This is a genomic window from Streptomyces parvus (genome assembly GCF_032121415.1).
Classification (GTDB): Bacteria; Actinomycetota; Actinomycetes; order Streptomycetales; family Streptomycetaceae; genus Streptomyces; species Streptomyces globisporus_A.
On sequence record NZ_CP135079.1, the window covers coordinates 3,492,579 to 3,507,556 of the forward strand.

Sequence of the window (14,978 nt, forward strand, 5' to 3'; positions counted from 1 at the left end):
GATGTTTCACGTGAAACCGATCGATCCGCGTCTGCTCCACCACGCACGGGCCACCCGCCTCTTCCTGGCGGCCGTGGTGGCTCTCGGCCTGGTCGGCGCCCTGCTGGTGATCGCCCAGGCGATGCTCATCGCCGAGATCGTGGTGGGCGGCTTCGAGGACGGGCTCACGGTCACCGAGCTGCGGACCCCTCTTCTTCTGCTCGCGGCGGTCGCACTCGGCCGGGCCCTGGTCGCCTGGCTCACCGAGCTGGCCGCCCATCGCGCCAGCGCGGCCGTCAAATCCGAACTGCGCGGCCGGCTCCTGGAGCGGGCCACGCGGCTGGGCCCCGACTGGCTGAGCGGTCAGCGCACCGGTTCGCTGGTCGCGCTGGCGACCCGGGGGATCGACGCGCTCGACGACTACTTCGCCCGCTACCTCCCACAGCTCGGTCTCGCCGTCGTCGTGCCGGTGGCGGTGCTGGCCCGGATCGTCACGGAGGACTGGGTTTCGGCGGCGATCATCGTCGTCACCCTGCCGCTCATCCCGCTGTTCATGATCTTGATCGGCTGGGCCACCCAGTCCCGCATGGACCGTCAGTGGCAGCTGCTGTCCCGTCTCTCCGGCCACTTCCTTGACGTCGTCGCCGGGCTGCCGACCCTGAAGGTCTTCGGACGGGCCAAGGCCCAGGCCGAGTCGATCCGCACGATCACCTCCGACTACCGCCGGGCCACCCTGCGCACCCTGCGGATCGCCTTCCTCTCCTCCTTCGCGCTGGAGCTGCTGGCGACCCTGTCGGTGGCCCTCGTCGCCGTCACCATCGGCATGCGGCTCGTCCACGGCGAACTCGACCTCTACACCGGCCTGGTGGTCCTGATCCTGGCACCGGAGGCGTATCTGCCGATCCGCCAGGTGGGGGCGCAGTACCACGCGGCCGCCGAGGGGCTCTCGGCCGCCGAGGAGATCTTCGCGGTCCTGGAGACCGAACCCCGGGCCCCGGGCACCGAGGACGTCCCGGACACGTTGCGGCTGGAGCTTGCGGACGTGACCGTACGCCACGAGGGCCGCGCCGACCCGTCGCTGGATGCCGCGTCGCTCACCGTCGAGCCGGGGGAGACCGTCGCCCTGGTCGGCCCGAGCGGCGTCGGCAAGTCCACCCTGCTGAACGTGATCCTGGGCTTCGCCCGGCCCGACGAGGGGCATGCACGGGTCGGTGGCCGGGACCTCGCGGACCTGGACCTCGAACGCTGGCGGAGCCGTATCGCCTGGGTCCCCCAGCGCCCCCACCTCTTCGCGGGCACGATCGCCGAGAACGTCCGCCTCGCCCGGCCCGACGCCGACGACGAGGCGGTCGTCACGGCGTTGCGGGACGCTGGCGCGTACGACTTCGTCGCCGCCCTGCCGGACGGGGTGCTGACCGCGCTCGGCGAGGACGGCGCCGGGCTCTCGGCGGGGCAGCGCCAGCGCATCGCCCTCGCCCGGGCGTTCCTCGCCGACCGGCCGCTCCTGCTGCTGGACGAGCCGACCGCGAGCCTGGACGGCGAGAGCGAGGCGGGCATCGTCGACGCCGTACGGAGGCTGGCCGCCGGGCGGACCGTGCTGCTGGTCGTGCACCGCCCGGCGCTGCTTGCGGTCGCCGACCGTGTGGTGGCGCTGGAACCGCGCACCGACGCCCGTACGGAGCCGTACGGGGAGCCTGTCGCGGGCCTGGCGGCCCCGGGCCCCGCCGTCCCGGAGCCTCTCGCCGGCGGCGAACTGCCGACCTCCCGCCCCATGGAGTCCCTCGGCTCCCCCGCCCCGGTCGGAACCCGCCCGGGACGGGTGCTCGCCCGGGTCCGCGCGTCGGCAGGGACCCAGCGCGGACGACTGACCCTGGCCCTGCTGCTGGGCAGCCTGGCCGTCGGATCGGCCGTGGGGCTCATGGCGGTCTCCGGCTGGCTGATCTCCCGCGCCTCCGAAGAGCCGCCGGTCATGTACTTGATGATGGCGGTCACCGCGACCCGCGCCTTCGGTATCGGGCGGGCCGTCTTCCGCTACGCCGAGCGGCTCGTCTCGCACGACGCCGTGCTGAAGCTCCTCGCAAGCCTGCGCGTCGCCGTCTACCGGGGCCTCGAACGCATCGCCCCCGCCGGTCTGCGCACCACCCGGCGCGGGGATCTGCTGTCCCGCCTCGTCGCCGACGTGGACGCGCTCCAGGACTACTGGCTGCGCTGGCTGCTTCCCGCGTCCACCGCCGTCGTGGTGGGGACCGCCGCCGCCGGGTTCACCGGCTGGCTGCTCCCCGAGGCGGGCGTGGTCCTCGCGGTCGGCCTGCTGCTCGCCGGGGTCGGCGTCCCGCTCGTCAGCGGCGCCTGCGCCCGCCGTACGGAGCGCCAGCTCGCGCCCGCCCGCGCCACCCTGGCCACCCGGGTCGCCGACCTGCTCGGCGGCACCGCCGAACTGACCGTCGCGGGCGCTCTGCCCGCCCGGCAGGAGCAGCTGCGCGCGGCCGACACCCTCCTGACCCGGGTCGCCTCCCGCGCGGCCGCCGCGACGGCGCTGGGCGGCGGTCTCTCCGCCCTGGTCTGCGGGCTCACCGTGGTGGCCGCCGCTGCCGTCGGCGTCCCCGCCGTCAACGACGGACGGCTGTCCGGGGTCGCGCTCGCGGTGGTGGTGCTGACCCCGCTCGCCGCCTTCGAGGCCGTCGCCGGGCTGCCGCTCGCCGTGCAGTACCGCCAGCGCGTCGCCCGGAGCGCGGAGCGGGTGTTCGAGGTGCTGGACGCCCCCGTACCCGTGCAGGAGCCCGGGGCCCCGGCCGAGGAACCCGACTCGCCCTTCCCGCTGGAGGTACGGGGGCTGAGCGCCCGCTACCCGGGTGCCGGGCACGACGCGCTGGCCTCGCTCGACCTGACGCTGACGCCCGGACGGCGCATCGCGGTCGTCGGACCATCCGGCTCGGGCAAGACGACGCTCGCCCAGGTGCTCCTGCGCTTCCTGGACGCCTCGTCGGGGACGTACCGGCTCGGCGGCGTCGAGGCGTGCGCCCTGGACCCGGACACGGTCCGGCGCTCGGTCGGGCTGTGCGCCCAGGACGCCCACGTCTTCGACAGCACGATCCGCGAGAACCTGCGGCTGGCCCGGCCCGGGGCGACCGACGCCGACCTGCGCGACGCGCTCTCCCGCGCCCGGCTCCTGGACTGGGTGCGGGCCCTGCCGGAGGGCCTCGACACGGCCGTCGGCGAGCACGGCGCCCGGCTCTCCGGCGGCCAGCGCCAACGTCTCGCCCTGGCCCGCGCACTGCTCGCGGACTTCCCCGTACTCGTCCTGGACGAGCCCGCCGAACACCTCGACCTGCCGACCGCCGACGCCCTCACCGCCGACCTGCTGGCCGCGACCCGGGGGCGCGCGACGGTCCTGATCACCCACCGGCTGGCCGGCCTGGAGGCGGTCGACGAGGTGCTGGTGCTGGACGCCGGCCGGGTCGTGGAGCGCGGGCCGTACGCCGAACTCGCCGCCGAGGACGGGCCGCTGCGCCGCATGCTGGAGCGCGAACGGGAGACGGTCGGGGCGGGTGTGTAGGGAGGTGGGGGCCGCAGGCGGGGCGTCGGACGCCGGCGCCCGGCGGGCAGCAGGTGTATTCCCGACTTTCGCCCTGAATCGGGACTAACTAGGCTCGGGCCATGGCAGAGCCCGACCCGAAGGACTCCCTCGACGCCGCCACCCGGGCCACCCGCAGCCTCCAGGGGCTGTCCACCGAACTGACCGCGCGGGTGCCGCAGCTCCTGGAGGCGATGCGGTCCGTCGGCGCGGGGTTGGAACTGCACTCCACTCTGGACCGGATCTGCGAGACGGCCGCCGAGCTGGCCCACGCCCGGTACGCGGCCATCGGCGTCGTCGACGAGGGGGGCGAGGGTCTTTCGGACTTCGTCACCTACGGCGTCCCTCAGGACGTGGCCGAGGAGATCGGGCGACGGCCCGACGGCCGGCGGGGTCTGCTCGGCGCGCTGATCCACGACACCGCCCCGGTCCGGCTGGCCGACCTGTCCACCGACCCGCGGTCCGCCGGGTTTCCCCCGGGGCACCCCCGGATGCGGTCCTTTCTCGGGGTGCCCATCCGAGTCCAGGGGGAGATCTTCGGCAACCTCTACCTCACCGAGAAGCACGGCGGCGCGGAGTTCAGCGACTACGACCTCCACATGGTCCGGGTGCTCGCCACGGAGGCCGGGATCGCCATCGGCAACGCCCGGCTGTACGAGGCGGCGCGGCAACGGGAGCACTGGATCGACGGTTCGGTGGCGGTCACGACGGCGCTCCTGTCGGGCGGGGACGCCGATGAGGCCCTGTCCGTGGTCGCCGAACAGGCCCGCCGGCTTGCCGACGCCGCCGCCGGGATCGTGCTGCTGCCCGCTGAGGGGGGCGGTCTGGAGATCGTCGCCGTATCGTCCGACGACCCCTCGTCCTCGCTCGGGGTGATCATCCCCGGCCGGAGCGCGGTGGTGGCGAAACTCCTCGCGGGTGAGGCGGTGTTCATCGACGACTCGGCCTCCGACGGCCGGATGGTGACGCGACTGGCCGACCGGTTCGGCCCCAGCATGCTGCTGCCGCTCCAGAGCGGCGGCCGGGTGCTCGGCGCGCTGGCCACTCCCCGCTCCCGGGGCGCGCGCCCGTTCACGGCGGCCGAGCGGACGCTCGCCGCGCAGTTCGCCTCCCAGGCGGCGCTGGCGCTGATGATGGCCGAGGCGCAGCGGGACCGGGAGCGGCTCGCGGTGTACGAGGACCGCGACCGGATCGCCCGCGACCTCCACGACCTGGTCATCCAGCGGCTGTTCGCCACCGGGATGATGCTGGAGAGCGCCCAGCGCAGATCGGTGGTGCCGGAGGTGCGGACCGGTGTCGGCCGGGCGGTCGACGAGCTGGACGTGACGATCCAGGAGATCCGTACGGCGATCTTCGCGCTCCAGCAGGAGCCGGCCGAAGCCCCCTCGGGGCTGCGTACCCGCGTCCTGCGGGAGATCAACATGGCGGCCGTCCCGCTCGGTTTCAAGCCGTCGCACCGCTTTCTGGGCCCCGTGGACTCGCTCGTCGGGGAGCTGACCGGCAAGAACCTGGTCGCCGCGTTGCGCGAGGCCCTCTCCAACGCCTTCCGGCACGCGGAGGCGTCGCTGATCGATGTGGTCGTGGACGCGACGGTGACGCTGCCGGACGGGCGGGCCGCGGTACGGCTCTCGGTCGCCGACGACGGGGTCGGCATCCCGCAGGGCGGCCGCCGCAGCGGTCTGCGCAACCTGGCCCGCCGGGCCGAGTCCCTGGGCGGGTCGAGCCGGATCGAGCCGGGCATCGGGGAGGGCGGCGGCGGTACGACGGTGGTGTGGGAGGCGCCGCTGTGAGCGGTCGCCTACCCGTTGTGCCGAAAGGTTTCAGCGGGCCTCGGTGCGGCCCTCCGCGCGGGCGGCGAGGATCCGCTCGATGACGAGGGCCACCCCGTCCTGCTCGTTGGCCGCGGTCCGGCCCGTGGCGGCGGCCAGCACGTCCGGGTGGGCATTGCCCATGGCGAAGGAGGCACCGGCCCAGCTGAGCATCTCGATGTCGTTGGGCATGTCGCCGAAGGCGACCACCTCGTCGGGAGAGATGCCGCGCTCGGCACAACAGGCGGCCAGGGTCGTGGCCTTGGAGACGCCGAGCCCGCTGACCTCCAGCAGCGCGGTCGGGCTGGAGCGGGTGATGGACGCCCGGTCGCCGGCCGTCGCACGGGCCAGGGCGAGGAACGCGTCGGGCGCCAGCTCGGTGTGGTGGGCCAGCAGCTTGAGCACGGGCGCGCCGGCGCCCGGGGTGTCCTCGTGCAGCAGCTTCTCGGCGACGGCCACCGTGGCTCCCGGGTCCAGGTGGAACGGCGGGTAGGACGGTTCGTAGTTGATGCCGGTGGTCATCTCGACGGCGAAGGAGGCGCCGGGGGCCGCCTCGCGCAGGGTGCGCACGACGTGGAGGGCGGCGTCCCGCTCCAGCGCCCGTACGGCCAGGAGGTCGCCGTCCGTCCGCAGATCGGTGACCACGGCGCCGTTGGCGCAGATCGCCGTGCCGTGGCTCTGGACGTGGTTCCGTACGACGTCCATCCAGCGGGCCGGCCTGCCGGTGACGAAGAAGACCTCGATCCCGGCCTCCTCGGCTGCCGTGAGGGCCGCGACGGTGCGCGCGGACAGCGTCTTGTCGTCGCGCAGCAGGGTGCCGTCGAGGTCGGTGGCGATCAGCCGGGTCACGGCGGGAATAGGCGTATCGGTCACTGAGGTCACCGGGCCATTCTCGCCCACGAGAGTGCACGGGCGTGCGAAGGGGCGCACATTTGAGTGGGTGGAGCCGCTGATCTGCGGAAAAGTCCTCTGGCATATGCCAAAGCCATCGAGGGGGCGCGGAGCGAGGGCACGGTCGTAGGCTCAGAGGCATGAACCCCCGTCTGAGCACCGTGATTCTTCCCGTCCACCGCTGGAACGAGGGCGGTCGCGACCGCTGGCGGCGCGCGGAGGAGCTGGGCTTCCACACGGCTTACACCTACGACCACCTGTCCTGGCGGACCTTCCGGGACGGCCCGTGGTTCGGGGCCCTGCCCACGCTCACCGCCGCGGCGACGGCCACCGAGCGCCTGCGGCTGGGCACCCTCGTGACCTCGCCGAACTTCCGCCACCCCGTCACGCTGGCCAAGGAGCTGATCTCCCTGGACGACATCTCGGGCGGCCGGATCACGCTCGGCATCGGAGCCGGAGGCAGCGGATTCGACGCCACCGCGCTGGGCCAGGATGCCTGGACCCCGCGCGAACGTGCCGACCGGTTCGCCGAGTTCGTAACCCTCCTGGACCGCCTGCTCACCGAGGACGCGGTGACCGAGCGCGGGACCTACTACACCGCGGACGAGGCCCGGAACATCCCCGGCTGTGTCCAGCGGCCCCGGCTGCCCTTCGCGGTCGCCGCCACCGGGCCGCGCGGGCTGAAGCTCGCCGCCCGCCACGGGCAGGCGTGGGTCACCACCGGCGACCCGAAGCTGTACGAGAACGGCACCCCGGAGGAGTCGCGGGCCGCGCTGCGGGCGCAGAGCGAGAAGTTCTCGGCGGCCTGCGCGGAGATCGGCCGGGACGCCTCGGAGCCGGACCGGATCCTGCTGACCGGCTTCACCCCGGACCGCACCTCCCCGCTGGAGTCCGTGGACGCGTTCGTCGACTTCGCGGGACGCCACGCGGAGCTGGGCTTCACCGAGATCGTTCTCCACGCCCCGGTCCCGGACTCGGTCTTCGACGTCGACCCGAAGGTCTTCGAGCGCATCGCCACCGAGGCACCGGCGCAGCTGGCGTAGGCCGAACGGCCCGGCCGGCGCAGGCCCGGCGGTTCCCGCTCCCGGGGCCCTTCAGCCGCGCAGGAGCAGGAAATTCGGCGGTACGGCGTCGGCGAGCCAGACACCGTTGGCGCTGACCCGGAAGACGTGCCCGGCACGGTGCATCGCGCCCGCGTCCACGGTGAGGACGAGGGGGCGGCCGCGGCGGGCGCCGACCCGGGTGGCCGTCTCCCGGTCGGGCGACAGGTGCACGTGGTGGCGGGTCATGGGGCGCAGGCCCTCGGCCCGGATCGCGTCCATCACCCGGGCGACCGTGCCGTGGTAGAGGTACGCGGGCGGTTCGGCCGGCGGCAGGTCCAGGTCCACGGAGACGGTGTGGCCCTGATGGGCGCGGATGCGGTCGCCGTCGACCGTGAAGCGGCGCTTGTCGTTGACGGCGACCACGTGGTCGAGCTCGGCGCGGCTGATGGTGAAGCCGTGGGAGGCCGCCGCGCTCAGCAGCGTCCCGACGCCGACCCAGCCGTTCTCGTCGAGCGTGATGCCGATGCGCTCCGGCTGGTGCCGCAGATGTTTCGAGAGGTACTTGGACACCTTGACGGTGCGACGTTCGTCCATCCCGCCAGAGTGCCTGTGCGCGGTTCATCGGTGCATCCGGATTTCTTACAGGCTTCTTTTCGTCTTTCTCCGCGCCGATGTTTGATCCACAGCCAACTTGACTTATCCACAGGCTATTTGGCGTCTCTGTGGACAACCGGCGTTCAATTCAGCCTTTTTCACCAACTTTGTTGGCTGTTGCGTGAGATGAGGCAAGTGCGTCCAAGGTGCGTGCCTGAACCTCGCGTTCGGCCGCTGCCGCGATGAACGCTGCCACCTGATCGGCGCCAACAAGTTTCTGCACAGCCTGCGTTGTCCGGCGCGGCAGGAGCACCGGGCGGGTCTCGCCCCCTTCGATGGGGCTTTCTTGGGCGCTCAGGTGGTGTTGCAGGTGCCGCGTGGCGAACAATCGCATAGCACGGGCTAGTTCGGCGTCCACCGTCTGCTGCGCGAGTGGCCGCAGGCGGCGCACCATCGACGTCGCCTCTGCCGCGTCGGCGTCGGTGGGCGGCCGGTGGCCCAGATAGCGGGCGAAGACGTGCTCGGTGGTGAACTCCAGGAAACGGGAGGCTATGTGCTCGACCTGGCCGCGAAGTTCCCGCAGATGGCCGGAGATTGCCGTGAGCGGCACCCCGGCGGCGTGCAACTCGACCGCGACCGAAAGTTCTTGCGGACTCGGTACGAGGAACTCGTCGGCCTTGTCCGGGATCCGCTCCAGCACGCCGAGCGCCACGGCCTCCGCGATCGCCTCGTCGTCCTGCGCGCCGCCGAACTTCGCGTCCAGCTCCGTTCGGGTGATCCGGTCCGCCTCCTCGTCCGTCCACGGCCCCTGCACCTCCGCGACGAGCCCGAGCACCCCGCCGAGCCCTCGCCCGGCGTCCCACGCCTCCAGCAACTCCTTGATGCTGGCCAGGGTGTAGCCCCGGTCGAGCAGGTCCGCGATCTGCCGCAGCCGGGCCAGATGGGCCTTGCGGTACACATTGGCCCGGCCACGCCGCTCGGGCGTCGGGAGCAGCCCCCGGTCCTGATAGGCACGGATCGTGCGTACCGTGGCCCCGCTGGCGTGCGCGAGGTCCTCGATCCGGTACTCGGGGGCTCCGGCCCCCGCTTCCGTCCGGGCCCCGGTCACAGCGGCGGCTTCAGCCGGGCGACGGAGCGCAGCGTCCCCGGGCTCAGCCGGGACAGCAACCGGGCGCCGCGCGCCTCCGGGGTCACCGGGACCACGGCCTGGTTGCGCACGACCGCCCGCAGGATCGCGTCGGCGACCTTCTCCGGCGGGTAGTTGCGCCGGCCGTAGAGCCGGCTCGTCCGCTTCCGCAGCCGCTCCTCCTCCGCCGCGTCGACCCCGGCGAACCGTGCGGTGGAGGTGATGTTGGTGTTGACGATGCCGGGGCATATCGCGCTCACGCCGATCGACTTCTCCGCCAACTCGGCCCGCAGGCACTCGCTGAGCATCAGCACCGCCGCCTTCGACGTGCTGTACGCGGGCAGCACCCGGGAGGGCTGGAAGGCCGCGGCCGAAGCGGTGTTGACGATGTGGCCGCCCTGACCCCGGTCCGCCATCTGCTTGCCGAAGAACCGGCAGCCGTGGATGACTCCCCACAGATTGACGTCGAGGACCTTCTTCCACTCGTCGCTCGTGGTCTCCAGGAAGGACCCGGAGAGCCCGATCCCGGCGTTGTTGACCAGGACGTCGACGATTCCGTACTCGGCGGCGACCCGGGTGGCGAGCTTCTCCATCTCGGCCTCGTCGCTGACGTCCACGGCCTCGCCCCAGGCCGCGGGGGACCCGATCAGGCGCGCCATCTCCGCGGTGCGGGCGGCGCCCGCCGCGTCGCGGTCCACGGCCACGATCCGGGCGCCCGCCTCGGCGAACGCGAACGCCGTGGCCCGCCCGATCCCGGAGGCCGCGCCCGTCACCAGGACCAGCTGACCGCCGAACCGCTCGGCATAGGGCCCCTGCGCCACCGCCCGCTGCACGGGCCCGCCGTCCCGCGCGGCGGACTCGTTCGCGGTGACGAACTCGTCGATCCAGGACGCGAGCTGGTCCGGCCGGGTGCGGGGCACCCAGTGCTTGGCCGGCAGCGAGCGGCGTACCAGCGTGGGGACCCAGTCCTCAAGTCCGTCGTAGAGCCGCTCGGAGAGGAAGGAGTCCCCGGTGGGGGTGATCAGCTGGACCGGTGCGTGGGCGTAGGCGTCCGGGCGGGGCCTGCTCAGCCGGGCACGGATGTTGTCGCGGTAGAGCCAGGCGCCGTGCGCCGCGTCGTTCGGCAGGGAGGCGGTGGGGTAGTCGCCGGCGGGGACCTTCTCCAGCCGCTCCAGGATCCCCGGCCAGCGCTTGCCGAGCGGCCCGCGCCAGGCGAGCTCCGGCAGGACGGGCGTGTGGAGCATGTACACGTACCAGGATTTCGCTCCCTGGCCGAGCAGTTGGCCCACCTTGCGCGGGGTGGGGCGGGCCATGCGGCGCTTGATCCAGTGCCCGAAGTGGTCGAGGGACGGCCCGGACATCGAGGTGAAGGAGGCGATCCGGCCCTCGGCCCGGCCGACCGTGACGAACTCCCAGGACTGGACGGACCCCCAGTCGTGACCGACCACGTGCACCGGCCGGTCCGGGCTGACCGTGTCGATCACGGCGAGGAAGTCATCGGTCAGCTTCTCCAGGGTGAAGCCGCCGCGCAGCGGCTTCGGGGCGGTGGACCTGCCGTGGCCCCGCACGTCGTACAGCACCACATGCCAGTGCTCGGCGAGGCGTACGGCGACGTCCGACCAGACCTCCTTGCTGTCCGGATAGCCGTGGACCAGCACCACGGTCGGCCGGCCCGCGTCGCCCAGCTCGGCGACGCACAGCTCGACGCCTCCCGTACGCACGGTCCGCTCACGTGCCTGAGACAGATTCACGCCGCCACCTTCTCCTCGGCCCAGCGCCGCACATGCGGCAGATCGTCGTCCAGCCAGAAGGCGCTCTGCTCGGGGTCCCTGGAGTCGGTGACGACCAGGATCTCCTCGAACTTCGCGCCCGTACCCCGCGCAGGCGTAGGCGAGGCGCTGAACCTCTCTGAACCCCCCAGCTCCGGGGTCTCTGTGGCCTGCACTGCCTTGGCCAAGCCGGTCATGCCACCGTCCGTTCCCTGCCGTGTGCGGTACGCGCCCGTAACGTGACACTGATGAATGTGACAATGTCCGACGGCTGCGTCAAGGGGTGTGCACGGCCTGTGGAAAACCCTGGCTCCGCGGCGGATCCACGACGCATCCCCCTACGGGCGTGTACACCTGGAGGCTGACGTGGATCCAACCGTCAGGGCTGACGACCCCTGTGGTCCGCGCCACTAACGTCATTTCCGTGACAGCCGTAATCGCTACCGAAGCCCTGAGCATGCGGTTCCCCCGGGTGACCGCGCTTGACCGGCTCACGTTGGACATCGGACCGGGTGTGACCGGTCTGGTGGGTTCCAACGGAGCCGGCAAGTCCACACTGATCAAGATCCTGCTGGGTCTCTCCCCCGCCACCGAAGGCCGGGCCGCGGTGCTCGGGCTCGACGTCGCGACCAGCGGCGCCGCCATCCGGGAACGGGTGGGATACATGCCCGAGCACGACTGCCTGCCGCCCGACGTCTCGGCGACGGAGTTCGTCGTGCACATGGCGCGCATGTCGGGGCTGCCGCCCACGGCGGCCCGCGAACGGACGGCCGACACCCTGCGCCACGTCGGCCTCTACGAGGAGCGCTACCGCCCCATCGGCGGCTACTCGACCGGCATGAAGCAGCGGGTGAAGCTGGCCCAGGCGCTGGTCCACGACCCCCAGCTGGTCCTGCTCGACGAGCCGACCAACGGCCTCGACCCGGTCGGCCGGGACGAGATGCTCGGGCTGATCCGGCGGATCCACACCGACTTCGGCATCTCCGTGCTGGTGACCTCGCACCTCCTCGGCGAGCTGGAACGCACCTGCGACCACGTCGTCGTCATCGACGGCGGAACGCTCCTGCGCTCCAGCTCCACCAGCGACTTCACCCAGACCACCGCGACCCTCGCGGTCGAGGTGACCGACAGCGACACCCACCCCGACGGCACCGGTGCGCTGCGCAAGGTCCTCACCGACGCCGGGGTCACGCTCATCGGCCACGACGGGATCGACACGGAGGGGCTGCCGGGCGCGGGCCACATCCTGCTGATCGAGGCGACGGGCGAGGAGACGTACGACGTGGTCCGCGACAGCGTCGCCGGGCTCGGGCTCGGCCTGGTCCGCATGGAACAGCGCCGCCACCAGATCGCCGAGGTCTTCCGTACCGAACAGGGCGCGGCGCAGGCCGCCGCCGTCCCGGCCGCCGCCACCGCCGCGGCCGTCCAGCAGAAGGGAAGCGGTCGCGATGAGCACTGAGACCAAGGCCGCGGCCGGGGGCGACGCCTCCCGGATCCACAACATCGGCTACCGCTCCTACGACGGACCGCGGCTCGGCCGGGCGTACGCCCGCCGCTCCCTGTTCTCGCAGACCCTGCGGGGCTCCTTCGGACTGGGCCGTTCCGCCAAGTCCAAGGTGCTGCCCATGCTGCTGTTCGGCGTGATGGCGCTGGTCGCGGCGATTCTGGTGGCGGTCTCCATGGCCGCGCCCGACGCCAGCAAGCTGGTGGTCAAGTACACCTCGTACGCGATCTACCTCCAGGCCGTCATCGGCCTCTTCATCGCCGCCCAGGCCCCGCAGGCGGTATCCAGGGACCTCCGCTTCAAGAGCGTCCCCCTGTACTTCTCGCGGCCGATCGAACACGCCGACTACGTGATCGCGAAGTTCGCCGCCACCGCCTCCGCGCTCTTCATCCTCACCGGTGCGCCGCTGCTCATCCTCTATGTGGGCTCTCTGCTCGCGAAGTTCGACTTCGCCGATCAGACCAAGTGGTTCGGCCAGGGGCTGGTGTCGGTGGCGCTGCTGTCCGTGCTGTTCGCCGGGCTCGGCCTGGTGATGGCCGCCCTCACCCCGCGGCGCGGCTTCGGCGTCGCCGCGGTGATCGCCCTCCTGACCATCACCTACGGCGCCGTCTCCACGGTCCAGGCCATCGCCTGGGAGACCGGGTCGGAAGGCGCCGTGCAGTGGCTCGGCCTCTTCTCGCCGATCACCCTGATCGACGGCGTCCAGACCGCGTTCCTCGGCGCGACCTCCGCCTTCCCCGGAGGGGAAGGCCCCGGCGCCGGAGTCGGCGTGGTCTACCTGATCGTTGTTCTCGCGCTCGTCGCCGGCTCGTACGCCGTCCTGATGCGCCGCTACCGGAGGGTCGGGCTGTGACCACCATCGAGATCGACCACACCTCGCGCTGGTTCGGCAACGTGGTCGCCGTCAACGACGTCTCCATGACCGTGGGCCCCGGCGTCACCGGACTCCTCGGCCCGAACGGCGCCGGAAAGTCCACCCTCATCAACATGATGGGCGGATTCCTCGCCCCCTCGACCGGGAAGGTCACGCTCGACGGCCGGACGATCTGGCGCAACGAGGCCGTCTACAAGGAGATCGGCATCGTCCCGGAGCGGGAAGGGATGTACGACTTCCTCACCGGCAAGGAATTCGTCGTCGCCAACGCCGAACTCCAGGGTCTGGGCGGGGCCGAGGCGCAGAGGGCGCTCGCCACGGTCCAGATGGAGTACGCGCAGGACCGCAAGATCGCCACGTACAGCAAGGGCATGCGCCAGCGCGTGAAGATGGCCTCCGCGCTGGTCCACGAGCCCTCGGTGCTGCTCCTGGACGAACCGTTCAACGGAATGGACCCGCGCCAGCGGATGCAGCTGATGGAGCTGCTGCGGCGGATGGGTGCCGAAGGCCGCACGGTCCTGTTCTCCTCGCACATCCTCGAAGAGGTCGAGCAACTGGCCTCGCACATCGAGGTGATCGTGGCGGGCCGGCACGCCGCCTCCGGAGACTTCCGCAAGATCCGCCGGCTGATGAAGGACCGGCCGCACCGCTATCTGGTGCGCTCCAGCGACGACCGGGCCCTCGCGGCCGCGCTCATCGCCGACCCCTCCACGGCGGGCATCGAGGTCGACCTGACCGAGAAGGCGCTGCGCATCCAGGCCGTCGACTTCGGGCGGTTCACCGAACTGCTGCCGAAGGTCGCCCGTGAGCAGGGCATCCGGCTGCTCACCGTCTCGCCGTCCGACGAGTCCCTCGAATCGGTCTTTTCCTATCTCGTAGCGGCCTGAGTAGTGGCCTGAAAGGAGCTGTGCACCGTCATGTACGACCCCACAGTCGCCCGGCTCACCTACCGGGCCCTGCTCGGCCGGCGCCGGGCCGCCATCCTGTTCGTCCTGCCCGCCCTGCTGCTGCTCATCGCCGCGGCCGTGCGCATGTTCGCCGGGGCCGACGACCAGATCGCCTCGAACGTCCTCGGCGGCTTCGCCATCGCCACGATGGTGCCGCTGATCGGCGTGATCGCGGGCACCGGGGCGATCGGCCCCGAGATCGACGACGGCTCGATCGTCTACCTGCTCGCCAAGCCGGTGAAGCGGCCCACGATCATCTTCACCAAGCTGATCGTGGCCATCGCGGTGACCATGGTGTTCTCGGCGCTGCCGACGCTGCTCGCGGGGCTGATCCTCAACGGCAACGGCCAGCAGATCGCGGTCGCCTACACGATCGCGGCACTGGTCGCCTCGATCGCCTACAGCGCCCTGTTCCTGCTGCTCGGCACGGTCAGCCGGCACGCGGTCGTCCTCGGCCTGGTCTACGCGCTGGTCTGGGAGGCCCTCTTCGGCAGCCTGGTGGCCGGTGCGCGGACGCTCAGCGTCCAGCAGTGGTCCCTGGCGGTGGCCCAGAAGGTCGCGGGCGACGGCGCGGTGACCTCGGAGGTCGGCCTGCCGCTCGCCACGGTCCTGCTGGTCGTCGTCACGGCCGCCGCCACCTGGTACGCGGGCCAGAAGCTGCGGGCGCTGAAGCTGGCGGGCGAGGAGTGAGGCTCCCGGCCTGAGCCCACCGCTGCGTCCCGACGACCCCCGCCCTTGTCCTGGCAAGGGCGGGGGTCGTCGTATGACCGGACAGACGTGTGCGTGCCATTGTTTATCGGGTCGTTGAGCACGGTGCGTGGAGGCAACTGGAATCCGTGGCGTCGTAGCGATCGTGAAATCGGGGAATG

11 protein-coding genes and 1 pseudogene are annotated in these 14,978 nt (G+C 72.0%); 7 read left to right on the top strand and 5 right to left on the bottom strand.

Annotated features, from left to right (window positions below; all coding sequences use genetic code 11):
- Window positions 1-10 precede the first annotated feature (10 nt).
- Window positions 11-3,535: a thiol reductant ABC exporter subunit CydD gene (cydD, locus tag RNL97_RS16625; protein ID WP_313750873.1), complete on the top strand. Its 3,525-nt coding sequence runs from the start codon at window positions 11-13 to the stop codon at window positions 3,533-3,535.
- A 101-nt stretch (window positions 3,536-3,636) separates the two neighbouring features.
- Window positions 3,637-5,343, top strand: a complete 1,707-nt coding sequence (locus RNL97_RS16630) for a sensor histidine kinase (protein ID WP_030579378.1) — start codon at window positions 3,637-3,639, stop codon at window positions 5,341-5,343.
- Window positions 5,344-5,373: 30 nt separating this feature from the next.
- Here the strand turns inward: RNL97_RS16630 and RNL97_RS16635 are convergent, their stop codons facing one another.
- A complete protein-coding gene (locus RNL97_RS16635; protein WP_313750874.1) occupies window positions 5,374-6,243 on the bottom strand; it encodes an HAD family hydrolase in 870 nt (289 codons plus the stop codon).
- Window positions 6,244-6,392: 149 nt separating this feature from the next.
- On the opposite strand from RNL97_RS16635, the gene RNL97_RS16640 reads away from it, so the two are divergent.
- Window positions 6,393-7,295 carry an LLM class flavin-dependent oxidoreductase gene (locus RNL97_RS16640; RefSeq protein WP_030579372.1) on the top strand — a complete coding sequence of 301 codons (903 nt, stop codon included), beginning with the start codon at window positions 6,393-6,395 and terminating at the stop codon, window positions 7,293-7,295.
- 51 nt (window positions 7,296-7,346) lie between these two features.
- On the opposite strand, the gene RNL97_RS16645 is transcribed toward RNL97_RS16640, so the two are convergent.
- The 4 genes and pseudogenes from RNL97_RS16645 to RNL97_RS16660 all read right to left on the bottom strand — a co-directional run.
- Window positions 7,347-7,889: an RNA 2'-phosphotransferase gene (locus RNL97_RS16645; RefSeq protein ID WP_030579369.1), complete on the bottom strand. Its 543-nt coding sequence runs from the start codon at window positions 7,887-7,889 to the stop codon at window positions 7,347-7,349.
- Window positions 7,890-8,037: 148 nt separating this feature from the next.
- Complete coding sequence (locus RNL97_RS16650; protein WP_313750875.1) at window positions 8,038-8,997, bottom strand: MerR family transcriptional regulator; 960 nt, start codon at window positions 8,995-8,997, stop codon at window positions 8,038-8,040.
- Entirely contained in the window at window positions 8,994-10,766 is a 1,773-nt protein-coding gene (locus tag RNL97_RS16655; RefSeq protein ID WP_313750876.1) for an SDR family oxidoreductase, read from the bottom strand. Before RNL97_RS16655 ends, RNL97_RS16650 begins: the two co-directional genes overlap by 4 nt.
- A pseudogene (locus RNL97_RS16660) lies at window positions 10,763-10,894 on the bottom strand (M24 family metallopeptidase); the annotation flags it as partial. The pseudogene RNL97_RS16660 and the gene RNL97_RS16655, both read right to left, overlap by 4 nt.
- A gap of 347 nt (window positions 10,895-11,241) precedes the next feature.
- Here RNL97_RS16660 and RNL97_RS16665 point away from each other — a divergent pair.
- From RNL97_RS16665 to RNL97_RS16680, 4 genes are read left to right on the top strand one after another with little or no spacing between them, the layout of a single operon-like run.
- Window positions 11,242-12,243, top strand: a complete 1,002-nt coding sequence (locus tag RNL97_RS16665) for an ABC transporter ATP-binding protein (protein WP_030579361.1) — start codon at window positions 11,242-11,244, stop codon at window positions 12,241-12,243.
- Entirely contained in the window at window positions 12,233-13,141 is a 909-nt protein-coding gene (locus RNL97_RS16670) for an ABC transporter permease (RefSeq protein WP_030579358.1), read from the top strand. The genes RNL97_RS16665 and RNL97_RS16670 overlap by 11 nt, the downstream gene beginning before the upstream one ends.
- Complete coding sequence (locus RNL97_RS16675; RefSeq protein ID WP_006126057.1) at window positions 13,138-14,049, top strand: ABC transporter ATP-binding protein; 912 nt, start codon at window positions 13,138-13,140, stop codon at window positions 14,047-14,049. The genes RNL97_RS16670 and RNL97_RS16675 overlap by 4 nt, the downstream gene beginning before the upstream one ends.
- A 30-nt stretch (window positions 14,050-14,079) precedes the next feature.
- Entirely contained in the window at window positions 14,080-14,799 is a 720-nt protein-coding gene (locus RNL97_RS16680; RefSeq protein ID WP_006126058.1) for an ABC transporter permease, read from the top strand.
- Window positions 14,800-14,978 lie beyond the last annotated feature (179 nt).